The 24,186-nt window shown below is 43.0% G+C and carries 23 protein-coding genes, 1 other RNA gene and 1 other annotated feature; of the genes, 18 read left to right on the top strand and 6 right to left on the bottom strand.

The window, feature by feature from the left end:
- Window positions 1-13: 13 nt before the first annotated feature.
- The 5 genes from MHB79_RS12370 to dtd all read left to right on the top strand — a co-directional run bounded on the left by MHB79_RS12370 (window position 14) and on the right by dtd (window position 6,124).
- Window positions 14-367: a LapA family protein gene (locus MHB79_RS12370; protein ID WP_003216178.1), complete on the top strand. Its 354-nt coding sequence runs from the start codon at window positions 14-16 to the stop codon at window positions 365-367.
- Between the two features lie 81 nt (window positions 368-448).
- The gene (recJ, locus tag MHB79_RS12365) at window positions 449-2,773 is read left to right on the top strand and encodes a single-stranded-DNA-specific exonuclease RecJ (RefSeq protein ID WP_340989876.1); all 2,325 of its coding nucleotides are present in this window, start codon (window positions 449-451) and stop codon (window positions 2,771-2,773) included.
- A 23-nt stretch (window positions 2,774-2,796) separates the two neighbouring features.
- On the top strand, window positions 2,797-3,309 hold the full coding sequence (locus MHB79_RS12360) for an adenine phosphoribosyltransferase (protein WP_003216770.1): 513 nt from the start codon (window positions 2,797-2,799) through the stop codon (window positions 3,307-3,309).
- A gap of 142 nt (window positions 3,310-3,451) precedes the next feature.
- The gene (locus tag MHB79_RS12355; RefSeq protein ID WP_012010732.1) at window positions 3,452-5,662 is read left to right on the top strand and encodes a RelA/SpoT family protein; all 2,211 of its coding nucleotides are present in this window, start codon (window positions 3,452-3,454) and stop codon (window positions 5,660-5,662) included.
- 18 nt (window positions 5,663-5,680) lie between these two features.
- Window positions 5,681-6,124, top strand: a complete 444-nt coding sequence (dtd, locus tag MHB79_RS12350; RefSeq protein ID WP_003216527.1) for a D-aminoacyl-tRNA deacylase — start codon at window positions 5,681-5,683, stop codon at window positions 6,122-6,124.
- A gap of 96 nt (window positions 6,125-6,220) precedes the next feature.
- On the opposite strand, the gene MHB79_RS12345 is transcribed toward dtd, so the two are convergent.
- On the bottom strand, window positions 6,221-7,801 hold the full coding sequence (locus MHB79_RS12345) for an SH3 domain-containing protein (protein ID WP_251190260.1): 1,581 nt from the start codon (window positions 7,799-7,801) through the stop codon (window positions 6,221-6,223).
- Between the two features lie 137 nt (window positions 7,802-7,938).
- Here MHB79_RS12345 and MHB79_RS12340 point away from each other — a divergent pair, with 137 nt between their 5' ends.
- From MHB79_RS12340 to MHB79_RS12320, 5 genes are all read left to right on the top strand, one after another.
- Window positions 7,939-8,109 carry a YrzK family protein gene (locus MHB79_RS12340; protein ID WP_003216250.1) on the top strand — a complete coding sequence of 57 codons (171 nt, stop codon included), beginning with the start codon at window positions 7,939-7,941 and terminating at the stop codon, window positions 8,107-8,109.
- A 58-nt stretch (window positions 8,110-8,167) separates the two neighbouring features.
- Window positions 8,168-8,407 (top strand) — a binding site (T-box leader).
- Between the two features lie 74 nt (window positions 8,408-8,481).
- Window positions 8,482-9,756, top strand: coding sequence for a histidine--tRNA ligase (hisS, locus tag MHB79_RS12335; protein ID WP_251190261.1), 1,275 nt, complete (start codon window positions 8,482-8,484; stop codon window positions 9,754-9,756).
- Window positions 9,757-9,774: 18 nt separating this feature from the next.
- The gene (gene aspS, locus MHB79_RS12330; protein ID WP_309217027.1) at window positions 9,775-11,553 is read left to right on the top strand and encodes an aspartate--tRNA ligase; all 1,779 of its coding nucleotides are present in this window, start codon (window positions 9,775-9,777) and stop codon (window positions 11,551-11,553) included.
- 77 nt (window positions 11,554-11,630) lie between these two features.
- Window positions 11,631-11,811: non-coding RNA, 6S RNA (gene ssrS / locus MHB79_RS12325), on the top strand.
- 92 nt (window positions 11,812-11,903) lie between these two features.
- Window positions 11,904-12,668, top strand: a complete 765-nt coding sequence (locus MHB79_RS12320; protein ID WP_044140034.1) for a tRNA threonylcarbamoyladenosine dehydratase — start codon at window positions 11,904-11,906, stop codon at window positions 12,666-12,668.
- Between the two features lie 34 nt (window positions 12,669-12,702).
- Here MHB79_RS12320 and MHB79_RS12315 read toward each other — a convergent pair whose 3' ends face one another.
- Window positions 12,703-13,968 (bottom strand): replication-associated recombination protein A, encoded by a 1,266-nt coding sequence (locus MHB79_RS12315; protein ID WP_044139600.1) that lies wholly within the window; start codon window positions 13,966-13,968, stop codon window positions 12,703-12,705.
- Between the two features lie 207 nt (window positions 13,969-14,175).
- Between MHB79_RS12315 and cymR the strand changes: the two genes are divergently transcribed.
- From cymR to MHB79_RS12275, 8 genes are all read left to right on the top strand, one after another.
- Entirely contained in the window at window positions 14,176-14,595 is a 420-nt protein-coding gene (gene cymR / locus MHB79_RS12310; RefSeq protein WP_034620651.1) for a cysteine metabolism transcriptional regulator CymR, read from the top strand.
- Window positions 14,596-14,613: 18 nt separating this feature from the next.
- A complete protein-coding gene (locus MHB79_RS12305) occupies window positions 14,614-15,756 on the top strand; it encodes a cysteine desulfurase family protein (protein WP_106029090.1) in 1,143 nt (380 codons plus the stop codon).
- A 95-nt stretch (window positions 15,757-15,851) separates the two neighbouring features.
- Entirely contained in the window at window positions 15,852-16,970 is a 1,119-nt protein-coding gene (gene mnmA, locus MHB79_RS12300) for a tRNA 2-thiouridine(34) synthase MnmA (protein WP_340989872.1), read from the top strand.
- 60 nt (window positions 16,971-17,030) lie between these two features.
- Window positions 17,031-17,684 carry a tetratricopeptide repeat protein gene (locus MHB79_RS12295; protein ID WP_003216571.1) on the top strand — a complete coding sequence of 218 codons (654 nt, stop codon included), beginning with the start codon at window positions 17,031-17,033 and terminating at the stop codon, window positions 17,682-17,684.
- A 19-nt stretch (window positions 17,685-17,703) separates the two neighbouring features.
- A complete protein-coding gene (gene recD2, locus MHB79_RS12290) occupies window positions 17,704-20,088 on the top strand; it encodes an SF1B family DNA helicase RecD2 (RefSeq protein ID WP_340989870.1) in 2,385 nt (794 codons plus the stop codon).
- Between the two features lie 134 nt (window positions 20,089-20,222).
- Entirely contained in the window at window positions 20,223-20,681 is a 459-nt protein-coding gene (locus MHB79_RS12285) for a PRC-barrel domain-containing protein (RefSeq protein WP_340989868.1), read from the top strand.
- Window positions 20,682-20,694: 13 nt separating this feature from the next.
- A complete protein-coding gene (locus MHB79_RS12280; RefSeq protein WP_003216308.1) occupies window positions 20,695-20,886 on the top strand; it encodes a hypothetical protein in 192 nt (63 codons plus the stop codon).
- A gap of 20 nt (window positions 20,887-20,906) precedes the next feature.
- Window positions 20,907-21,038 (top strand): YrzQ family protein, encoded by a 132-nt coding sequence (locus tag MHB79_RS12275; RefSeq protein ID WP_003216198.1) that lies wholly within the window; start codon window positions 20,907-20,909, stop codon window positions 21,036-21,038.
- A gap of 183 nt (window positions 21,039-21,221) precedes the next feature.
- Here the strand turns inward: MHB79_RS12275 and MHB79_RS12270 are convergent, their stop codons facing one another.
- The 4 genes from MHB79_RS12270 to MHB79_RS12255 all read right to left on the bottom strand — a co-directional run bounded on the left by MHB79_RS12270 (window position 21,222) and on the right by MHB79_RS12255 (window position 24,173).
- Complete coding sequence (locus MHB79_RS12270; RefSeq protein WP_003216394.1) at window positions 21,222-21,872, bottom strand: amino acid ABC transporter permease; 651 nt, start codon at window positions 21,870-21,872, stop codon at window positions 21,222-21,224.
- A 15-nt stretch (window positions 21,873-21,887) separates the two neighbouring features.
- Window positions 21,888-22,541: an amino acid ABC transporter permease gene (locus MHB79_RS12265; protein ID WP_310426390.1), complete on the bottom strand. Its 654-nt coding sequence runs from the start codon at window positions 22,539-22,541 to the stop codon at window positions 21,888-21,890.
- Between the two features lie 80 nt (window positions 22,542-22,621).
- On the bottom strand, window positions 22,622-23,431 hold the full coding sequence (locus tag MHB79_RS12260; RefSeq protein ID WP_050943676.1) for a transporter substrate-binding domain-containing protein: 810 nt from the start codon (window positions 23,429-23,431) through the stop codon (window positions 22,622-22,624).
- A gap of 13 nt (window positions 23,432-23,444) precedes the next feature.
- Complete coding sequence (locus tag MHB79_RS12255) at window positions 23,445-24,173, bottom strand: amino acid ABC transporter ATP-binding protein (protein ID WP_335355696.1); 729 nt, start codon at window positions 24,171-24,173, stop codon at window positions 23,445-23,447.
- Between the last annotated feature and the right edge of the window lie 13 nt (window positions 24,174-24,186).

Genomic DNA, 24,186 nt, shown 5'->3' with positions numbered 1-24,186 from the left:
GGGGGATATGTAGATGAACAAACAACAATGGACCATCATACTCGCATTTATTTTCGTGTTAATTGTCTCAGTATTTGCCGTAATCAATGTGCGGCCGGTGCAAGTTGACTACTTATTTGGATCGGCTGAATGGCCGCTGATCCTTGTCATTATTGGTTCTGTGCTCATGGGCGGACTCATTGTGGCTTTTGCAGGGATTTTCCAAATTATGAAACTAAAACGTGAACTAAAGGCATTAAAAGCTGAGCGTGCAGCCGCACCTGCACCTGCTGTTTCGAATAAAAAGATCGACAAAGACGTTCAAAAGAAACCGAATGTGACGCCTTTAAAAGAACAGCCAGCATCATTTAACCGGAAGGAAAAATAATCTTCCAGCACAATTTCATAAAATAAAAATTGAAACCCCTCAGGCCACTCTAGTATAATAGTGTGGTTGAGGGGTGAATTTATGTTATTATCCAAAATGCGCTGGGAATATGAACATCCAAGCGAAGAAAAAGTGAAATCACTCTCTGAAAATCTGAATATTTCAGCGCTGACTGCATCGCTTCTTGTAAAAAGAGGACTTGAAGAAGTAGAAGAAGCGAGGTCTTTTTTATTTGATCAAAAAGCCGAATTTCATGATCCATTTCTATTAAAAGGAATGAAAGAGGCAGTAGAGCGCATCAACAAAGCGATCGAAGAGCAGGAATCGATTGTGATCTTCGGAGACTATGATGCGGATGGTGTGACAAGTACGTCTGTGCTTTTACATACATTAAAAGAGTTGTCTGCGAAAGTAGACTTTTATATTCCAGATCGATTTAAAGAAGGCTATGGGCCTAATGAACAGGCTTTCCGATATATCAAAGAGCAAGGCGCATCGCTTGTCATCACCGTCGATACAGGTATTGCAGCTGTAAATGAAGCACGTATTGCAAAAGAAATAGGGTTAGACCTGATCATTACAGATCACCATGAACCAAGTGAGGAGCTGCCTGAGGCACTTGCGATTGTTCATCCTAAGCAGCCAGGCTGTGAGTATCCCTTTAAAGAACTTGCCGGTGTAGGCGTAGCATTTAAAGTGGCGCATGCACTTCTTGGAAAGCTGCCAACTCAGCTGTTAGATCTTGCGGCAATTGGGACAATAGCGGATCTTGTGCCGCTTCATGATGAGAATAGATGGCTCGCTAAAAAAGGGCTTATGCAGCTTATGCAGTCGAATAGACCAGGGCTGAAGGCGTTATTGAAAGAAGCAGGTGCTACTCTTGAAGAAGCAAATGAGGAAACGGTCGGCTTTCAAATTGCGCCAAGGCTGAATGCTGTAGGACGAATTGAACAGGCCGATCCAGCTGTTCATCTTCTCATGACAGAGGATAAGGATGAAGCAGAAGAACTCGCTCGTTTTGTACAAGAACTGAATAAAGAACGTCAAAAAATTGTGAGTACGATCACAGAAGAAGCCATTCAAATGGTGGAAGAGACAGGTGATGACCAGTCTGCAATCGTTGTAGCGAAAGCTGGCTGGAATCCGGGTGTTGTCGGAATTGTTGCCTCTAAATTGACGGATAAATTTTCTCGTCCGGCGATTGTGCTTGGAATAGATGAAGAGACGCAAATGGCAAAAGGATCAGCGCGGAGTATTCCTGGCTTCGATCTATTTTTCCATTTAAGCAAATGCCGTGACATTCTGCCGCATTTCGGCGGGCACCCGATGGCTGCGGGTATGACACTTCGGGCGGATGATGTTCCTTTACTAAGGGAAAGATTAAATCAATATGCGAATGAAACGTTGACAGAAGAAGATTTTATTCCGATTCAGCGGGTTGATGCTGTATGCAAGGTAGACGAATTGACGGTTGAAGCAATTGAAGAAGTGGGGATGCTGTCACCATTTGGCATGCAGAATCCAAAGCCGTTCATCATGATTGAAGATGTGAGACTTGAAGAAATCCGAACAATTGGAGCAAATCAGAATCATATTAAAATGTCTCTGAAAGACGAAGACCAGCTGCTTGACTGTGTCGGTTTTCATCAAGGTCAATTAAAAGAAGAAGTTGTCACAGGTAGCCGCATTTCCGTCATTGGTGAAATGTCCATCAATGAATGGAATAACCGGAAGAAACCACAGCTCATGCTAAAAGATGCCCGAGTAGATGAGTGGCAGCTGTTTGATTTGCGCGGCAAAAAAGATTGGGAAAAGACAATCTCCACGCTTGACCCAGAAAAATATGTGGTGGTCTGTTTTGACGAAGAAACAAAACAGGAAGTCAAAATCCCGATTCATCATGTCCATGCAGAAAATGTTTCAACATTCGATGTAGAAGGCAAGTATGTTGTCTTTGCAGATGTTCCAGCAGATGAACACTTACTAAGGCAGCTGTTAGAAAACCAAAAGCCAGCTAGAGTTTATACGGTTTTCCAAAGAAAAGAAGATCATTTCATGTCCTCTTTCCCTAGCCGTGATCAATTCAAATGGTTTTATGGATTCTTGTTAAAGCGAGGAAGTTTCCCTCTCAAGGAGCAAGGAATGGAGCTTGCGAAACATAGAGGCTGGACAAAAGATACAATGATTTTTATGACAAAGGTGTTTTTTGAACTCGGTTTTGTTAAAATAGAGAATGGTGTGCTGTCAATAGTACGTGATGCCCCTAAAAAAGATTTAACGGCATCAGCATCCTATACAGCAAAACAACGATTGATGGAACTCGATCAAACACTAACATATTCCTCAGCCAAAGAGCTGAAGGAATGGCTGAATAGCATGATGAGCGAAGTCTCACCTGTGCTTTGACGTACGAGGAGGAAAAGGAAAAGATGGATTTAAAACAATATGTGACAGTTGTACCTGACTACCCAAAGGAAGGTGTACAATTTAAAGATATTACAACGTTAATGGATAAAGGCGAAGTGTACCGTTATGCAACGGATCAAATCGTTGAATACGCGAAGGAAAGAGACATTGATCTCATTGTTGGACCTGAAGCGCGTGGATTCATTATTGGCTGCCCTGTAGCTTACGCACTTGGTGTAGGTTTTGCACCGGTTCGTAAAGAAGGAAAGCTTCCTCGTGAAGTCGTTAAAGTCGAATACGGCTTAGAATATGGGAAAGATGTATTAACGATTCATAAAGATGCGATTCGTCCTGGTCAACGTGTATTGATTACAGATGACTTACTTGCGACTGGTGGAACAATTGAAGCGTCCATCAAGCTTGTAGAGGAATTGGGCGGCGTTGTGGCAGGAATTGCATTCTTGATTGAGCTGACGTATCTGGACGGCAGAAAGAAGCTTGACGGTTACGATATCTTGACGTTAATGCAATACTAATGGAGTTTTACGAAAAAAGCACTCGGTAAGAAGGGTGCTTTTTTCCTATCAAAAATCTTTTAGCGGACTTCTTCTCTTTACATCTATCGAATTTTTCTTGATAATAAACTACAATACAGTTTTCATTTAAAAAGGTGATTCCATGGCGAACGAACAAGTTTTAACGGCGCAGCAGGTCATTGACAAGGCAAGAGAATACCTGTCCGCTGAACATATTCAATTTATAGAGCGAGCATATGAATATGCTGAAAATGCACATAAGGAGCAATACCGGAAGTCTGGTGAGCCTTATATTATCCATCCAATTCAAGTGGCGGGGATTCTTGTTGACCTTGAAATGGACCCATCGACCATTGCAGGAGGTTTCCTGCACGATGTTGTCGAGGATACAGATGTGACATTACAGGATTTAAAAGAGCATTTTAACGAAGAAGTTGCGATGCTTGTTGATGGTGTAACAAAGCTCGGGAAGATTAAATATAAATCACAAGAAGAACAGCAGGCCGAAAACCATCGAAAAATGTTTGTGGCAATGGCGCAGGATATACGCGTCATCTTGATTAAACTGGCAGACCGTCTGCACAATATGAGAACGCTCAAACACCTTCCTCAGGAAAAGCAGCGTAGAATTTCAAATGAAACCCTTGAAATCTTTGCACCGCTTGCGCACAGATTAGGGATTTCAAAGATTAAGTGGGAGCTTGAAGATACAGCGCTCCGTTACTTAAATCCGCAGCAATATTACCGGATCGTGAATCTCATGAAGCGTAAACGAGCGGAACGTGAGGAATACTTGGACGAGGTTGTCAATGAAGTAAAAGATCGGGTGTCAGAGGTAAACATCAAGGCTGAATTTTCCGGAAGACCAAAGCATATTTATAGTATTTATCGCAAAATGGTCCTGCAAAATAAGCAGTTTAATGAAATTTATGATCTGCTGGCCGTTCGTATTTTGGTTGACAGCATTAAAGACTGCTATGCTGTGCTCGGGATTATCCATACATGCTGGAAGCCGATGCCAGGCAGGTTTAAGGATTATATTGCAATGCCAAAGCCGAACATGTACCAATCGCTTCATACGACAGTGATTGGGCCAAAAGGTGACCCGCTTGAAGTTCAAATCCGAACAGTGGAAATGCATGAAATTGCAGAGTACGGAATTGCTGCGCACTGGGCATACAAAGAAGGAAAAGAGTCAGCAGAATCAACGGAGGAAGCTGTCTTCCAGAAGAAGCTCTCTTGGTTTAGAGAAATCCTTGAATTCCAAAATGAATCGACAGATGCAGAAGAATTTATGGAATCGTTAAAAATCGATCTCTTCTCTGATATGGTGTTTGTCTTTACACCAAAAGGAGACGTCATTGAACTGCCATCGGGTTCCGTGCCGATTGACTTCTCTTACCGGATTCACTCGGAAATTGGGAACAAAACGATCGGTGCGAAGGTCAACGGAAAGATGGTCACGCTCGATCATAAATTGAAAACAGGTGACATTATTGAAATTCTGACATCAAAGCACAGCTATGGACCAAGTCAGGATTGGGTCAAACTTGCCCAAACCTCCCAAGCCAAGCACAAGATCAGACAGTTTTTCAAAAAACAGCGCCGTGAAGAAAATGTCGAAAAAGGCCGAGAACTCGTGGAGAAAGAAATCAAAAACCTTGAGTTTGATGTCAAAGACATCCTGACAGCTGAAAACCTGCAAAAAGTGGCTGACAAATTTAATTTCTCAAACGAAGAGGACATGTATGCAGCGGTTGGTTATAACGGAATTACTGCACTCCAAGTCGCCAATCGTTTAACTGAAAAAGAAAGAAAACAAAGAGATCAAGAAGAACAAGAAAAAACAGTTCAAGAAGTGACTGTAGAGCCAAAGACGTATCACGGGAAGAAACGAGAAGCAGGTGTAAGAGTCAAAGGGATAGATAACCTGCTTGTCCGCTTATCTAAGTGCTGTAATCCTGTTCCAGGTGATAGCATTGTTGGTTTTATTACGAAAGGCCGAGGCGTATCTGTTCACCGTGATGACTGTCCGAACGTGAAGACAGGAGAAGCGCAGGAACGGTTAATCCCGGTTGAGTGGGAGCATGAACAGCCTGCTCGAAACCGTAAAGAATACAATGTGGAAATTGAAATATTAGGATATGACAGACGCGGCTTACTCAATGAGGTGCTTCAAGCAGTCAACGAAACCAAAACGAACATCTCGTCGGTTTCTGGTAAGTCTGATCGTAACAAAGTGGCGACGATCCATATGGCGATCTTTATCCAAAATATTAACCATTTGCACAAAGTGGTAGAACGCATTAAACAAATCAAAGACATTTACTCTGTTCGCCGATTCATGAATTAGAAAGGAAGTATATCGTCTATGAGGCTTGTTGTGCAGCGTGTGACAAGTGCATCTGTGAAGGTAGAAGAAGAGATCACAGGTGCCATCAATGAAGGATATATGGTACTCGTTGGTGTCACACACGAAGATACAGAAGAAGATGTGCATTATTTAGCTGATAAGCTTGCACATTTACGTATTTTTGAGGATGAAAACGGGAAAATGAATCATTCGTTATTGGATGTAAAAGGAAGCGTGCTGTCTGTGTCTCAGTTTACCCTTTATGGTGATACGAGAAAGGGCAGAAGGCCAAATTTTATGAAAGCAGCCAAGCCAGATGCGGCGAACGCCCTTTACGAATGTTTCAATAAAGCCCTTAGAGAAAAAGGCATTCATGTAGAAACTGGCCGTTTTGGCGCGATGATGGATGTGTCATTGACCAATTCAGGACCCGTCACCATCTGGATGGATAGCAAAGAATAGATTTACTTTAGACTGTAGATAAACTCATGCAGGAGTTTGTTTAGAGTCTTTTTCTTTTGCGACCAAACAAAAAAGAGGCGCAGTGGCCTCTTTTTTCTAGCGGAAATATTGTTTTAATCCTTCTGTCATTCCTTCTGTGACTCGTTCTTGGTAAGAGGCGCTATAAATGATGGCTTCCTCTTGAGGATTGCTTAAATAGCCGAGTTCATATAAAAGAGAAGGACGTTTGTTTTCTCTTAACACAAAATAATCTCCGAATTTGACACCCTTATCAGGGATTTGAGAGCGTTTAGCGACTTCTGTATGAACGTTTGTCGCTAATTGCTGGTCTTTTGCTGCTTGATAATAATATGCCGTACTTCCTCTGACACTTGGGTCCATAAAACTATCATAATGAAGACTAATAAATGCATCTGCATTTCTGTAATGAGATGTCGCGACCCTCGATTGAAGGCTGATAAAAGTATCTTCACTTCTAGTTAAATAAACATTTGCTCCAGAAGCCCTTAATTTGCCTGCCAGTAAATTAGCGGTTTTGATGGTAATGTTCTTCTCAAACGCACCATCTGCGCCAATCGTACCGCTGTCTTTTCCGCCATGACCTGGATCAAGAACAATCGTTTTTCCTTTTAAAGAACCAGTTCCTGACGATGAATCCTGCTGTGGTCTTGGTGCCTCGCTGCTATTTTTATTCGTTTGAACGACCCAGCTTGCCACATAACCAGTTCCGCCGTTTGATAATGTCACCTCGTACCAGTCACCTTGCGTGCGAACAATTTGATAGGCAGCACCTTTTGTGGCTCTTTCTGCAATCTGAGCAGAGGTAGAAGCACTTTTTCGAATGTTGGTGCCATCGTAAACAATGTACGCTTTCTTTTGGGAAGCCGATGAAGATGAGTTCTTTTCACCCTCCGAACTCGCTCCATTGCTTGTGACGATGTAATAGCTTGCTGCCCAGCCTTTCACGCCTTTTGCCTCAATTTCATACCAGCCGTTCTGCTCGCGCAAAATGGTGATCTGTGTGTTGCGGGCAAGTGAAGCGACGACTTGTGCATTTGGTGCCGCCGATTGCCTTACATTCAAGCTCGATACGCCAACTGTGCCTGTCTGTTTAGAGCGAGAGGACTCGCCAGCGTTTGATTGAGAAGCTTTTTGGCCGCCTGACACATAATCAGAGTGAACCCAGCCTACTGCTTGTTTATACGAAATTTTTGTCCATTCGCCGCTTGTCTGCAGCTTTTTAGCCGAAGCGCCTTGCGGGAAAGTTCCGACGACTTGATAGGAAGTCCCTGGGCCCGTCCGTATGCGAAGATCAGAGGCTGTCGATGTAATGGAACTGCTCTCTGCTGAGCTTTGATTTTGTGTCTTCGGCTTAGCAGACTTTTGGCTGCCAGATGATGTTGTAATCAGCCATGAGACGACCCAGCCTTTTTGACCGTTCGATAGCCCGATCTGCACCCATTCTCCTTGTTTCGTGAGAATGGGATAGCTTTCTCCGCGCTTCACAACAGCTGCGATTCCATAGCTTAAACCAGGACCCGTTCTCACATTGATTTCATCTGTAGCGACCACAGCTTGATCTGTTTGTGCTGTAGCATGTGCCATAGGCAAAGTACTTGCGATAAGAACAAAACAGGTAAGAAGCATCATCATTTGATTGTGTTTTTTTAGATTCAAAACGGTGTTTTCCCCTCCCTTATAAAACCGATGAATGTAAATTCGTTATGTAATGGACTAATTCCTTGCAGTTTCCCTAATAAAATTGAATCAATCTGTTTATACTAAATAAAAACGTGATAAAAGGATGTACAAACATGAGATTAAGCAGAAAATTAGGACGAGTGCAATATAATGGACATCGTGATATCGATCGCTGGCAGCACGACGAAATGGATCAACCAGGCTTCCTTGAAGAAACCGCATCTGAATACGGATGTACGTCAAAAGAAGAGCTGGAAAAGAAAAAGAGGCACGGCAAGGGTTGACAGAGTGGCAGCACCGACCTTATTATAATATAAATCAACACACTTGAAAATTTAAAATGTGGAACTGATGATAGAGAATAGTAGGGTAAATTGCGTGAGCAGAGAGGAATCGCCTTAGGCTGAAAGCGAATCCGCATGGCATTTATCACGAAAGAACACTCTGTAGGTTTCCTGCTGAACGCTCTAAAAATGAGTCAATAGGCGGAGAACGTGAATCTGCGTTAAGGATTTGAGCGGGAACATGGCTAGATCATGTTCCAACTAGGGTGGCACCACGGGTATAACTCTCGTCCCTACTATACACATAGTAGAGGCGGGGGTTTTTTATATGTCCACATAAAAAAATGAATGATGGTCGTAGGAGGACGAAAAATGAGTTTTAATATTCCAAGAGGCACACAGGATATTTTACCTGGAGAGTCAGAACGCTGGCAGTATGTTGAACAAATTGCAAGAGATACATGTGCGGCCTTTCAATACAAAGAAATCCGCACACCGATTTTTGAGCATACAGAGCTGTTTGCACGGGGAGTAGGCGAATCAACCGATATCGTTCAAAAAGAGATGTATACATTTGAAGATAAAAAGGGACGCAGCATCACCCTTCGTCCAGAGGGAACGGCATCAACCGTACGTTCTTATGTTGAAAATAAATTATTTGCACAGCCGGCGCAGCCAACAAAGCTGTATTACATCGGACCAATGTTCCGCTATGAACGTCCGCAAACGGGAAGATATCGTCAATTTTATCAGTTTGGGATTGAAGCGATCGGTTCAAAGGACCCAGCCATTGATGCAGAAGTTATTTCCCTTGCGATGAGTGTTTATGAGAAAGCAGGTCTTTCAAACTTAAAGCTCGTCATTAACAGCCTTGGTGACAAAGAGAGCCGTGCAGACTACCGCAAGGCACTTGTTGAGCACTTTGAGCCAAGAATCGATGAATTCTGTCATGACTGTCAAACCCGTTTACATCAAAATCCGCTGCGAATTCTTGATTGCAAAAAGGATCGTGACCACGAATTGATGGCAACGGCTCCATCCATTCAAGATTACTTAAATGATGAATCACGGTCTTATTTTGAAAAGGTCAAACAATACTTAACAGATATAGGCGTTGAATATGTCGTCGATCCGAACTTAGTGCGCGGCCTTGATTACTACAATCACACGGCATTTGAGATCATGAGTAATGCTGAAGGCTTTGGTGCGATTACCACATTAGCCGGCGGAGGCCGATATGATGGACTTGTTGAAGGAATTGGCGGTCCTGAATCACCAGGAATCGGTTTTGCTATGAGTATTGAGCGCTTCCTATCAGCAATCGATGCTGAAGGGATTGATCTTCCATTGCAAGATGGCATTGATCTATACATTGCTGCACTCGGTGATGATGCGAAAGATTACGCTGTTTCTTTATTAAATCGTCTAAGAAAAGAAGGCATTTCAAGTGAAATGGACTATACAGGGAAGAAATTAAAAGGACAATTTAAAGCGGCTGATCGATTAAAAGCCAAGTTTATTGCTGTCCTTGGTGAAGATGAGCTGGCGCAGCACATTGTGAATGTAAAAGATACGACAACGGGTGAACAAATTGAAGTGAAGCTTGATGAGCTGATTCAAATGATGAAGGCCCACAAGAAGGCGTAAAGAAGGAGTGGAATGTTTGTGTTTGGTAGAACTTTTTATTGTGGAGAAGTAACAGAAGACCAAATCGGTCAAACCGTTGTATTAAAAGGATGGGTTCAAAAAAGACGTGACCTTGGCGGATTAATCTTTATTGATCTGCGTGACCGTACAGGAATTGTACAAGCTGTCTTCAATCCAGACCTTTCAAAAGAGGCACTTGAGACAGCAGAATCGATTCGTAATGAATATGTCCTTGATATTAAAGGAACGGTTGTCGCAAGAGAAGAAGCAACAATTAATTCAAATCTAAAAACAGGGAAAATTGAAATACAAGTCGAAACGGTCAGCGTGTTAAATGAAGCGAAGACCCCTCCTTTTGTGATTTCAGATCAAGCGGACGAGGTATCAGAAGATGTGCGCCTTAAATACCGTTACTTAGACCTTCGCCGTCCTGCTATGTTTGAAACGATGAAAATGCGACACGAGGTCACAAGAGCATTCCGCCATTTCTTAGATGACAACGGCTTTCTAGATATTGAAACACCGATTTTAACAAAAAGTACGCCAGAGGGTGCACGTGACTATCTTGTTCCAAGCCGTGTACACGAAGGAGAGTTCTATGCCTTGCCTCAGTCCCCGCAATTATTTAAACAATTGCTGATGGTCTCAGGAATGGATCGTTACTATCAAATTGCCCGCTGCTTTAGGGATGAAGACTTGCGTGCTGACCGTCAGCCGGAATTCACACAAGTCGATATCGAAATGTCCTTTATGAGTCAAGAGGACATTATGACGCTTGCTGAAGAGATGATGGCAAAGGTGATGAAAGATGTCAAAGGCGTAGAGCTGACATTGCCATTACCTCGTATGACTTATGATGAAGCGATGAATTCTTATGGTTCTGATAAACCAGATACACGTTTTGAGATGAAGCTTGTCAACATTTCAGACACGGTAAAAGACTCTGATTTCAAAGTCTTTAGCGGAGCTGTAAAAAATGGTGGAGCTGTGAAAGCCATCAATGTCAAAGGGGCTGCAGCGAATTACTCAAGAAAAGACATTGATGCCCTTGGTGCATTTGCTGCGAACTACGGTGCAAAAGGTCTAGCTTGGCTTAAAGCAGAAGGCACAGAATTAAAAGGGCCGATTGCTAAATTCTTTGACGAAGCAAAGCAAGCAGAATTAAAAGAGCAGCTTCAAGTCGAAGAAGGCGACCTTTTACTCTTTGTTGCAGATAAGACGTCTGTTGTCCATGACGCACTTGGTGCCCTTCGCTTAAAACTCGGCAAAGAGCTTGAACTCATCGATGAGTCTGTATTCAACTTCTTATGGGTCGTTGATTGGCCGCTGCTTGAAAAAGATGAAGAAGAAGGACGCTTCTATGCTGCCCATCATCCTTTCACAATGCCAGTACGCGACGATCTTGAATTAATTGAGACAAGCCCAGAGGACATGAAGGCACAGGCATACGATCTTGTCCTGAATGGCTATGAGCTTGGCGGAGGTTCGATTCGTATTTTCGAAAAGGACATTCAAGAAAAAATGTTTAGCTTACTTGGGTTTTCAAAAGAAGAGGCTTATGAACAATTCGGCTTCCTTCTAGATGCTTTTGAGCACGGTGTTCCTCCGCACGGCGGAATTGCGCTTGGTCTTGACCGCTTAGTGATGCTGCTTGCCGGCCGCTCTAACCTAAGAGACACGATTGCATTCCCGAAAACGGCAAGTGCGAGCTGCGTGCTAACAGATGCTCCAGGTCATGTGAGCGAAGCGCAGCTGGATGAGTTAAGTTTAGCCATTAAAACAAAAGCAAAACAGTAAAATAGACGCATGGATATAGGCATGTAAACGCTTGAAAAAGCGGCATGCCTATGATATGCTTTCTTCAATCAATAAATAAAGTCCTGATACGTACGGTGGTTACCTAGTTTTGACCGAACATTTTTTTATACGGGAGCTTGCCTTTCCTTTCTGCATAAATGCCTCTTTAGAGGACTTATAAAGTCAGGAAGAAAGCACCCACCTGCATGGTGCGGGGTTCAAAACGAAGGAAAAGCTGGCGGCGTTGTCGGGACTTTTTTGTGTTTTTTTCTTTTTCAGAAGGATGACGAAGAAGGTTGAATATGATATGATTCTTTCGATTCATTTTAAATAAAGGTGGAGTGAGGCACTTGTTACATCAGTTTTCAAGAAACGAGCTTGCCATTGGCAAGGAAGGCTTAGATATATTAAAAAACAGTACAGTTGCAGTGCTTGGTGTGGGCGGCGTTGGTTCATTTGCAGTTGAGGCACTCGCTCGTTCAGGCGTTGGCCGTATTGTTCTTGTTGATAAAGATGATATTGATATTACAAATGTAAATCGTCAGCTGCCAGCATTGCTTTCAACAGTTGGTCAGCCAAAGGTTGACTTAATGCAGGCGAGAATCGCTGATATTAATCCAGAATGTGAAGTTGTTGCACTCAAGATGTTTTATACAGAGGAAACATATGAGCAATTTTTTGAATATCCACTTGATTATGTCATCGATGCGTCAGATACGATTCACTATAAAATTCATTTAATGAAAGAGTGTCTGAAACGCAATGTGAACATCATTTCGAGTATGGGAGCTGCAAACAAAACAGATCCGACCCGCTTCAAAATTGATGACATTTCAAAAACACATACCGACCCAATTGCAAAAGTCGTGAGAACGCGTCTACGCAAAGAAGGGATTCGTAAAGGAATTGAAGTCATTTTCTCTGATGAAAGTCCGATTGTCATCCGCGAAGATGTCAGAAAAGAAGTTGGAAATGATGAAGCGAAGATTCGCAAGGCACAAATGCCGCCATCATCCAACGCATTCGTCCCATCTGTTGCAGGACTGATCATGGGTGGTCATGTCATTATGCAGCTTTTAAAAGATATTCCAATTACACGTGTGAAGGATAAATAAACAGCCCACCTGCTAATTAGGCAGGGGGCTTTTTTTATTTTTGGCGTTTTAAATTCTCATATACCTGTTTTAGTGCGCCTTCAAATTTACCTGTTTGCTTTGGTTCATAGTATTGCTTGTTTTTCAGCGGATCAGGTAAGTATTGCTGCTTCACCCAGCCGTTTTCATAATCGTGTGGGTATAAGTAATCGACGCCTCTGCCAAGTGCTGTGGCTCCTTTGTAGTGAGCATCCTTTAAATGAACAGGGATTTCACCAATTTTCCCTGAACGAATGTCACCAAGTGCCGCATCGATCGCCTTATATGCTGAGTTGGACTTAGGAGAAAGACACAGTTCAATGACTGCGTTAGCCAGCGGAATTCGTGCTTCCGGGAAGCCGACTCTTTCTGCTGTTTGAACAGCGCTTAACACACGAGGGCCTGCCTGCGGACTAGCTAAGCCAATATCTTCGTAAGCCATCACGAGTAATCTCCTTGAAATGCTTTCGAGGTCCCCTGCTTCAATCAGTCTGGCAAGGTAATGCAGCGCCGCATCTGCGTCAGAGCCTCTAATGGATTTTTGAAAAGCCGAGAGGACATCGTAATGAGCATCACCATTCTTATCATGTGAGAAGCTCTTTTTTTGTAAACATTCTTCTGCTGCGGCAAGAGTGATCATAATATGCCCAGCATCATCTGCTTTTGTCGATAAAACAGCTAGTTCTAACGCATTTAAAGCAGAGCGTACGTCCCCGCCGCATCCATTGGCAAAATGATTCATCGCTTCATCGTCCACTGTCACCTCATAACCGCCAAGTCCGCGATGTTCATCCTGTAACGCTCTTGTTAATGCAGCCTTGATTTGCTCTGTTTCAAGCGGTTTTAGCTCAAATATTTGTGTCCGGCTTCGGATGGCAGGGTTGATCGCATGATAGGGGTTAGCTGTCGTTGCGCCAATTAAAATGATCATGCCATTTTCTAAATAAGGAAGAAGAAAATCCTGCTTTCCTTTATCAAGCCTGTGAACCTCGTCTAAAATGAGGATGACCTGGCCGCTCATTTTCGCTTCAGCGGCGACAGCTTCCATATCCTTTTTGTTATGAATGACCGCATTCAACGTCCGAAACGCAATGCTTGTACTGCCAGCGATCGCCGTCGCAATCGATGTTTTCCCGATGCCCGGCGGTCCGTATAAAATCATCGAGGATAAATGTTTTGCCTCGACCATTCGTCTAATAATTTGACCTTCTCCAACGAGATGCTCCTGCCCAATGATGTCTTCAATATGACTTGGGCGCATCCGGTACGCTAAAGGTTTCATGATTATCTCTCCTAAAGCAATGTCTTGTTTGTATAGAGTACCGAAATTTCTTCAAATAGAAAAGGGATGCGTCCTCTTATAGCGCTCAGAACCGGCAAATGAAAGTTGGCTAAAAGTATGATATAATTGCTTTTGGTCTATATAAGCGTATATGAAATCAGAAAAATAATTGATGACATAGAAATAGAAAACGCAGAGGTGTTTAACTTGAAAATTTCTACTAAAGGCAGATATGGTCTGACGATCATGATCGAATTAGCCAAAAAACATGGCGAAGGCCCTACATCATTAAAATCAATCGCTCAAAACAATAATTTGTCTGAGCATTATTTAGAGCAGCTTGTATCACCACTTCGGAATGCCCGTCTTGTGAAAAGTATTCGCGGTGCATACGGCGGCTATGTTCTTGCACATGAACCAAACGAGATCACAGCCGGTGATATTATTCGTGTATTAGAAGGACCGATTAGTCCTGTCGAAGTCATTGAAAACGAAGAACCAGCAAAGCGTGCACTTTGGATTCGAATTCGTGATGCAGTAAAAGACGTACTGGACAATACAACTCTTGAAGACTTGGCAAGCTATAAAGATGACGAGGATCAAGAGGCGTATATGTTCTATATTTAGATCAGAGGTGTACCGGGAATGGAACGTATCTATTTAGATCATGCAGCCACAACGCCGATGGATCAGCGTATTGTGGACAAGATGATGCCTTACTTTACAGAGATATTTGGCAATCCCTCTAGCATTCATTCATATGGGCGCGAGGCAAGAAAGTGGCTCGATGAAGCAAGAGAAGTGATTGCAGGAGAATTACACTGTAAACCACAGGAGATCATCCTCACAAGTGGAGGAACAGAGGCGGACAACCTGGCGATTACAGGTGTGGCCATGGCAAGACAGCATGAAGGAAAACATATCATCACAGCAAAAACAGAGCATCATGCGGTGCTGCACACATGTGAACGCCTAGAGAAGCTAGGATTTGACGTGACATATTTAGATGTGGATGAAACTGGATTGATTCATCTTGAACAACTAAAACAAGCACTAAGAGGTGATACGATTCTTGTGACCATCATGTACGGCAATAATGAAACAGGTGTGATTCAGCCAATCAAAGACATTGGTGAGCTTTTACACAATCACACTGCTCATTTTCATACAGACGCCGTGCAGGCGTTTGGAACAATGCCAATCGATGTAGCAGACCTTCATATTGATCTCTTATCTGCTTCTGGCCATAAGCTAAATGGTCCAATGGGAACGGGCTTTTTATATGTAAACGAAGGCGTGAAACTTTCTCCGCAAATTTTCGGAGGAGAACAAGAAAGAAAACGCCGTGCTGGCACTGAAAATGTGGCAGGGATCGTCGGACTTGCAGAAGCTGTTCAATTAACGAAGCAAAATAGAAGAGAAAAAGCCATGCATTATGGTAAGCTCAAAGAAATCATGCTACAAGTATTCGAAGAGGAATCACTCGATTTCTCTATCAATGGGCACCCGGAAGAGACATTGCCGCACATTTTAAATGTTCATTTCCCGGGCGTTTCTATTGAATCGTTACTTGTGAATTTAGATATGGAAGGAATTGCTGTTTCAAGTGGGTCTGCATGTACGGCTGGATCCGTCCTTCCTTCACACGTGTTAAGCGCCATGTATGGCGAAGAAGCAGACAAGCTGACGTCCTCAGTCAGAATAAGCTTCGGTCTTGGGAATGAAGAGGATCATGTGAAGCAGGCGGCGCGCAAGATAGTAGCTGTTGTCAAACGCTTAGCCAAATAAACGTTCCTCTTTTGTTCGTGTGTGAAAAATGAAACAGCCAGGCACCTGAAGAACGAAACGCACATGCTGTTTCATTGAAAATGGAGTTGATGAAGATGACAAAAAGACCAGAAGACACAAGAGTTGTGGTCGGTATGTCCGGAGGAGTCGATTCATCAGTTGCTGCTCTTATGTTAAAGGAGCAAGGCTATGATGTAATCGGCATATTTATGAAAAACTGGGATGACACAGATGAAAATGGTGTATGTACAGCAACGGAGGACTATGAGGATGTCATCCGCGTATGTAACCAAATTGGAATCCCTTATTATGCAGTGAATTTCGAGAAGCAATATTGGGACAAAGTGTTTCAATATTTCCTTGATGAATATAAAGCGGGCAGAACGCCAAACCCAGATGTCATGTGCAACAAAGAAATTAAGTTCAAAGCGTTCCTTGAGCACGCATTGTCACTCGGTGCGGATTATTTAGCAACAGGTCACTATGCGCGCGTCGACAGAACTGGCGATGAAGTCAAAATGCTAAGAGGTCTTGATGCCAACAAAGACCAAACGTATTTCTTAAATCAGCTGACTCAGGAACAGCTTGATAAAGTCATGTTTCCAATCGGTGATCTAGAGAAAAAAAGGGTTCGTGAATTGGCAAAAGAAGCAGAGCTCGCAACAGCAACGAAAAAAGATTCAACGGGTATTTGCTTTATTGGAGAAAGAAACTTTAAAACGTTCCTTAGTCAATATTTGCCTGCACAGCCTGGCGCGATGCAGACGATGGATGGAGAAGTCAAAGGGGAGCACGATGGACTGATGTATTACACGATCGGTCAGCGCCAAGGTCTTGGCATTGGAGGCAGCGGTGATCCTTGGTTTGTCGTTGGAAAAGACTTGGAACAAAATATCCTGTTTGTCGAACAAGGTTTCCACAATCCACTTTTATATTCTGAAAGCATTTCAGCCGTCAATATTAGCTGGACTCGTCCTCATATTGTCGGTGAAAACGGTGAATTAATCTGCACGGCTAAATTCAGATACCGTCAAGAAGATCACCATGTGAAGGTGAAAATGACAGGTGAGCAAGAAGCGATGGTCATCTTTGATGAACCTGTTCGTGCTGTCACACCAGGACAAGCGGTTGTCTTTTATGATGGCGACGAATGTCTCGGTGGCGGAACAATTGACGATGTCTTTAAGGACGGCCAAAAGCTGTCGTATGTTTAACATGTTTTCAAAACCTCAACGTCGCTGTTGAGGTTTTTTAATGAAAGGATGAGAGAGCGAATGAATCATAACGAAATCGGAATAGAAGCCTTAAATCAAGGGAACATCGAAAAAGCAGCAGAAGCTTTTACGAAAGCCATTGAAGAAAGCCCGAAAGACCCGGTTCCATATATTAACTTTGCGAACTTGCTTTCAAGCATCAATGAATTTGAACGTGCGTTAAACTTCTTTCAAAAAGCAATAGAACTTGATCACGCCGCAGCTGCAGCCTATTACGGGGCAGGAAATGTCTACACATTAAAAGAAGACTTTATGAAAGCAAAAGACTATTTTGAACAAGCACTTCAAGCTGGGATGGAAAATAGTGATTTATTTTATATGCTGGGGCAAACGCTCATCAAATTAGAGCAGCCGAAGCTTGCGATGCCTTATCTTCAGCGTGCCATCGAACTGAATGAAGATGATAATGAAGCAAGGTTCCAATTTGGCATGTGCTTAGCCAATGAACAATTGCTGGAAGAAGCGGTGACGACCTTTACCGAGGTGATCGCGCGTGATCCGCAGCATGCAGATGCCTTTTATAATTTAGGGGTTGCGTATGCATACTTAGAGAAAAAAGACGAAGCACTTGAGATGCTAGGAAAAGCGATTGACGTACAGCCAGACCATATGCTGGCACTACATGCGCAAAAGCTAATTCAAGAGGCAGAATAGACGGAAGGAGGGAAGACCTGTGCAGGAACATCCAGATCAAATGAAGCTTGAGGACGAACCATTTTTAAAGGGGACAGTTCAAGCCGTTATTTTCCATAATGAAAGTAATTTATACTCGGTGTTAAAGGTGAAAGTCATTGAAACATCGGAAAACTTAGAGGAAAAAACAGCATCTGTCACAGGCTACTTCCCAGCACTTCATGAGGAAGAAACTTACACCTTCTATGGCAAAGTCACAAGCCACCCGAAATTTGGTGAACAGTTTCAGGCGACTCATTTTCAAAAGGAAGTACCGACAACAAAGCAAGGAATCATTCATTATCTCTCAAGTGATTTATTTGAAGGGATAGGGAAAAAGACGGCGGAAGAAATTGTGGGGCAGCTTGGCAGTCAGACGCTTCATAAAATTATGCGTGACCCAGCTGTTTTGTATGACGTTCCGCGCTTATCAAAAAAGAAGGCAGATAAGCTGGCCGCAGCGCTCCAGGAGCATCAAGGATTGGAACAAATCATGATCAGCCTGAATCAATATGGCTTTGGTCCACAGCTCAGCATGAAGATATATCAAGTGTACGAGAGTGAGACGCTGCAGAAGATTGAAGAAAACCCTTATCAGCTCGTCAAGGATGTCGAAGGAATCGGATTTATTAAGGCGGATGAACTTGGCGCTAGAACCGGTATCTCAGGAAATGACCCAGAGCGAATCCGTGCAGCCTTGCTTTATACAGTGGAGACAGCCAGCCTTCAGGACGGTCATACGTACATACAAACAAAGGATTTGATCGTCGAAACCCGAAAACTGCTCAATCAGACAGGCAATGAGTACAAAGTGACGGAAATGGACGTCGCCAATCAGATCATTGCACTTGGCGAAGGGAAAGAGATGATCATTGAAGATGAGCGCTGCTATCATCCGTCCTTATTTTATGCCGAGCAAAGTGTCGCCAAACGGATACAAAAAATCGTCTCCCAAACGGAATATGCAGACCAATTCCCTGAATCAGAATTCCTTCTAGCCCTTGGTGAGCTAGAGGAACGGCTGGGCGTCCAGTATGCACCGACACAAAAAGAAGCGATTCAAAAGGCGCTCATGTCCCCAATGCTGCTTTTAACAGGCGGACCTGGGACTGGGAAGACAACAGTCATTAAAGGGATTGTTGAGCTTTACAGCGATCTTCACGGTGTATCTCTTGATCCGAGTGATTACAAAAAAGATGAATCCTTTCCATTTGTGCTTGCGGCGCCAACTGGACGAGCAGCTAAACGAATGACAGAATCAACAGGGCTTCCAGCTGTGACGATTCACCGGCTGCTTGGTTGGAATGGGTCAGAGGGATTCTCGCATGATGAAGAACAGCCGATTGAAGGAAAGCTTGTCATTATTGATGAATCAAGTATGCTAGATATTTGGCTTGCGAATCACTTGTTTAAGGCCATTCCTGACCATATCCAAGTGATCATGGTGGGAGATGAACATCAGCTTCCGTCTGTCGGACCAGGCCAAGTGTTAAGAGATTTGCTTGCATCACAAGCCGTACCAGCTGTTACCCTCACAGATATTTACCGGCAGGCAGACGGCTCCAGCATTGTTGAACTTGCACATGATATGAAAAATGGCGTCCTGCCAAAGGATATTACCGCACGTTCAAAAGACCGATCCTTCATAAAATGCTCAGCTGATCAAATGAAAGAAGTCATTGAGAAAGTCGTCAGCAATGCTGCTCAAAAAGGCTATTCAGCTAAAGACATTCAGGTGCTTGCGCCCATGTATAAAGGAAAAGCAGGCATTAATGAGCTCAATAAAATGCTGCAGCATATTTTGAATCCTAAAAAACCAAAGGGCAGAGAAATCCCGTTTGGTGATGTGGTGTACCGGACCGGTGATAAAGTGCTTCAGCTTGTGAATCAGCCGGAGAACAATATTTTTAACGGTGATATTGGAGAAATTGTCTCGATTTTTTATGCGAAAGAAAACACGGAAAAAGAAGATATGGCTGTGATCTCCTTTGATGGGAATGAAATCACTTTTACTAAAAAGGATTTTCATCAATTTACACATGCCTATTGCTGCTCCATCCATAAATCACAAGGTAGTGAATTTCCCATTGTTGTACTGCCAGTCGTGAGAAGCTACTACAGAATGCTTCGGCGAAATCTGCTGTACACAGCCATTACACGAAGTAAAAAGTTTTTAATCCTGTGCGGCGAGGAATCAGCACTGGAGTGGGGCGTGAAAAACAATGAGGATTCGCTCAGACAAACGTCCTTAACGATGCGGCTCGTGCAAACAGGAGAGGTCATGGATGCGGAGCTTGCAGCTCTTCAAAAAGAACTGCCGTTTAGCGTGCATGATGCAAATATTGGTATGGAGGGAATCACTCCATTTGATTTTATGAATGAATAAAAGGCTTCCAGATGGAAGCCTTTTTAGCATGAAAAGAAATTCACATATTTCGTTCATGGAAGCCATTTCTTCGTATGAGTCTTGAAGCAAACGCACACGATAAGACTGTTCCGCAAAAGGTGGTTGAGCACATTTTGAGAACATGTCGAGAGCTTGAAGGAATGTCAATCTATACAGGTGAAACGTCTCATTCACTTGGTTCGATAAAAGATATTTGCTTATTAGCCGGAGGCAGCTGCGGAGGATATGTGTTAGATGGGAAAAAGAAAGACTGTGCACTCGTTCCATTCTCGGCTGGGGATCAGCTGACAGACAAAGGCTTATATGTGAACTGCCAGGAGGGAGTAGGCATGGATTCCTCCGCCCCATCCCTCTTATTTTCTAAATTAAAAAAGAAAATGATGCAGTCGCCTGACGGTGAAAATTTAGGCATTTTGGAAGATGTATACTTTTGCACAAATTCGGGCACAATCGTAGCATATGAACTCTCGGACGGCTTCTTTACAGAGCTATCAGGGATTCGAAAACAGCTTCAGGCTGCCGGAACCTTGATCAACGTTCAAAAGGAAGCACTTGTTCTAAACCGAACGTAAAGAGGTGCTGATTATGCTCATTTGCCCAAATTGCAAATGTAAAGACATCGGAAAAATTGGGGTCAATCAATATTATTGCTGGGGCTGTTTTATTGAATTGACGCTGTCAAAAGGCAAAATATCTACACACCAAGTGGAAGAAGACGGAACACTAAGCAGCTTAGATGATCTGTTTAGTGATGATGAACGTTCAATTCAACTATAAGTGTTAAGGGGGAATTTCGAATGGGCAAAATGACTTCTTCACTATTAACGCTTGGTGCAGGTGCACTCGCATATCACTTTGCAAGCCGATATGATATGCCATCAAAGCGGGATATGAAAAAGCTAAGAAAACGCGTTATGAGAATGATGTAAGCAAATAATTGTTGGCAAAGGGCTAAAATGACCTTCATTTTAGCCCTTTGTTTTCATTTTCAGCGTGATAGAAAACCTTTGCAGAGCGAATTTGACATTCGTGAGCACTGGAGCGCAGACCTGACACCGAATGCGAGGGTTTGCCTACACGCTGAGACATCCGCCAAAAGCGGATGTCCTTTTTTATGCCTGCCTATATTCTAATCGGCGCGCGAGTAATGATAAGCTGAAATTGACGACAAAATACATCATCGCTGCTAATAGGAAAATGGGCAGTAAGTAAGATTGGCTCTGACCGTTTAATATTTGAGCGTGATGCAATAGCTCTGGAAGGGCAATGACAACAGCTAGTGACGTATCTTTTAAAAGAGAGATGAACTGACTAACAATTGGCGGTACCATACGGCGTAAAGCCTGCGGCATAATAATCATTTTTAACGTTTGGATATAGGTTAAACCAGAAGACCTAGCTGCTTCGATCTGCCCCTTATCAATTGATTTTAAACCGCTTCGAATAATTTCTGACAGCATCGCTGATTCAAATACGGTTAAAGCTGCAATAGCCGAGGCTGTAATGCTCAGCTTAATGCCGATTTCGGGCAGTGCAAAATAAGTGAAAAAGATGATCAATAAGAGCGGCAGGTTTCGAATGGTTTCGACGACGACTGCAAGTATCTTTGATAAAACCGGAATCTGAGCGAACCGCAATGTGCCAATGACTAATCCAATGAGAAAGCTCAAAATGATGGAGATAAAAGCCACTTTTAAGGTGACAGCAAATCCTTCAAGTAAAAAGGCGAGATGATCAGGCTGGTAGGCACCTAGAAAATCCATGATGTTTCCTCCTTTCTAGTGGCTTCTTGCTAATCTTTTTTCTAAATAACCAACGCCTAAACTGAGCGGAATCGTTAATAATAGATAGAACATGGCAACAAAGATGTAGACATCAAATGTCACAAATGTTCTAGAAGCGATGAGGTCTCCTTGATACATGAGATCAAACCCTGCAATGACACCTAAAATAGAGGAGTTTTTGACAAGATTAATAAATTGATTCCCAAGAGGGGGAATGACAATTTTAATCGCTTGCGGCAGAATGATATACCGCATCGTCCCGCCATAGGATAGACCTGAAGCACGCGCTGCTTCCATTTGTCCAAGCGGTACAGCTTGTATCCCTGCGCGAATGGCTTCAGCAATAAAGGCAGAGGTATAAATGGCAAGGGCAATTGTGCCAGCGGTGAAGCCATCTGCTACAATGCCAAGCACGGGTAATCCAAAGAAGAAGACAAATGTAATCAATAATAACGGAATATTCCGAACAAACTCCACGTAAGCCGTTCCTAACCAGTTGAGCGGCCTAAGTGGCGCAATTCTCATAATGGCAATGAGTGTACCGATCAAAAAGCTTCCAATCAAAGCAATGACACTTGCACCAATGGTATATTTAAAGCCTTCTATATAAAGCTGAAAATTTTCAATAAGAATGGAAAACCGTAGCAATCAGTTCACTTCCTTCCTGATCAACAGGTGAGCCAATGAGCGGCTCACCCTGAGAGAATCATTCTTCACACGTCAAACGGTCATTCTTTGATCCATTTTTGATGAATCTTGTCATACTCTCCATTGTCTTTTAAGGTTTTTAGGGCTTTATTGATCGCAGCTGTTAATTTCTGATCACCTTTTTTCACAGCAATACCATAAGGCTCATCTGTAAAGGTGCCGCCGACGACTTCGTAATTTGAATCCTCATCTGCCATACCAAATAAGATCGCATTATCGGTTGTCAGCACTTGCCCTTGGTTTGATTTTAAAGCTGTAAAAGCCTCCTGATAGTTCTCAAATTCTAATACAGACGCTTCAGGTGCTTTTTCGCGGATATTTTGAGAAGAAGTAGATCCTTTCACTGCAAGCACTTTCGTCCCTTTTTTAAGATCATCAATCGATTGAATGTCGCTTCCTTTTTTCACAAGCAATGATTGTCCTGCTTCAAAGTAAACATCTGAGAAATTGACTTCTTTTTTACGCTCTTCGGTAATCGTCATAGTTGCGACGATCGCATGAATATCTCCTTTTTGCAGTAGAGGAATTCTCGTTTTTGATGTCACTTCTTTGAATTCTGCTTTTCCTTCATCGCCGAGCATTTCCTTTGCGATGGCTTTTGCAATATCGATATCAAACCCTTCGATATCTCCGTTGCTAGGATTTTTTAGACCGAAGAGACGTGTATCATTCTTGACCCCGAATATGATTTTTTTGTCTTTTTGAATGGCTTCTAAAGAGCTTCCTTTTTTTGCATCAGTCGAGCCTTTTTCAGCAGATCCGCAAGCAGCCAATGCAGCAATACAGCAAGTCATAAAGAGTAGTAGGCCAAAGCGTTTCATTTTTTTCATCAAATCATTCCCCCTAGTGATTTAAAATACGGCTTAAAAAGAGCTGAGCGCGTTTCTCACGCGGTTTCTCATAAAATGCAGCCGGTGTTGACTCTTCAAGAACTCTGCCTTCATCAATAAAGACAATACGGTCGGCGACCTCTCTGGCAAATCCCATCTCATGTGTGACGACAACCATGGTCATTCCTTCTCGGGCGAGCTGCTTCATCACATCTAGTACCTCTCCGATCATCTCTGGGTCAAGAGCCGATGTCGGTTCGTCGAACAGCATGACCTCTGGCTTCATCGCAAGCCCTCTTGCAATCGCAACACGCTGCTGCTGTCCGCCTGAGAGTCTTGAAGGGTAGGCGTCAGCTTTATCAGGAATGCCAACTTTATGTAAATAAAATTCGGCTGTTTCCCTCGCTTCTTCCTTGCTCACCTTTTTCACCTTCATTGGGGCAAGCATAATGTTTTCAAGCACCGTCTTATGCGGGTAGAGGTGAAAATGCTGAAACACCATCCCAATATTTTGCCTGACAAGATTGATGTTGGTCTTCGGATGCTGAACAGGCACTTCGTTGACGAGTACCTTTCCCTCATCAATGCTTTCAAGACGATTGATGCATCTGAGCATCGTGCTTTTACCTGATCCTGAAGGACCGATGATCACGACAACCTCACCTTTTTGAATATGTAGGTTAATGTTCTTAAGTACATGGAACTGGCCATAATGCTTGTTGACTTCTTCGAATGTGATCATGAAGAACCTCCTC

This window comes from Bacillus sp. FSL M7-0558 (genome assembly GCF_038003245.1).
GTDB classification, from domain to species: Bacteria; Bacillota; Bacilli; order Bacillales; family Bacillaceae; genus Bacillus; species Bacillus pumilus.
This window is presented reverse-complemented; position numbering and strand designations above follow the sequence as displayed.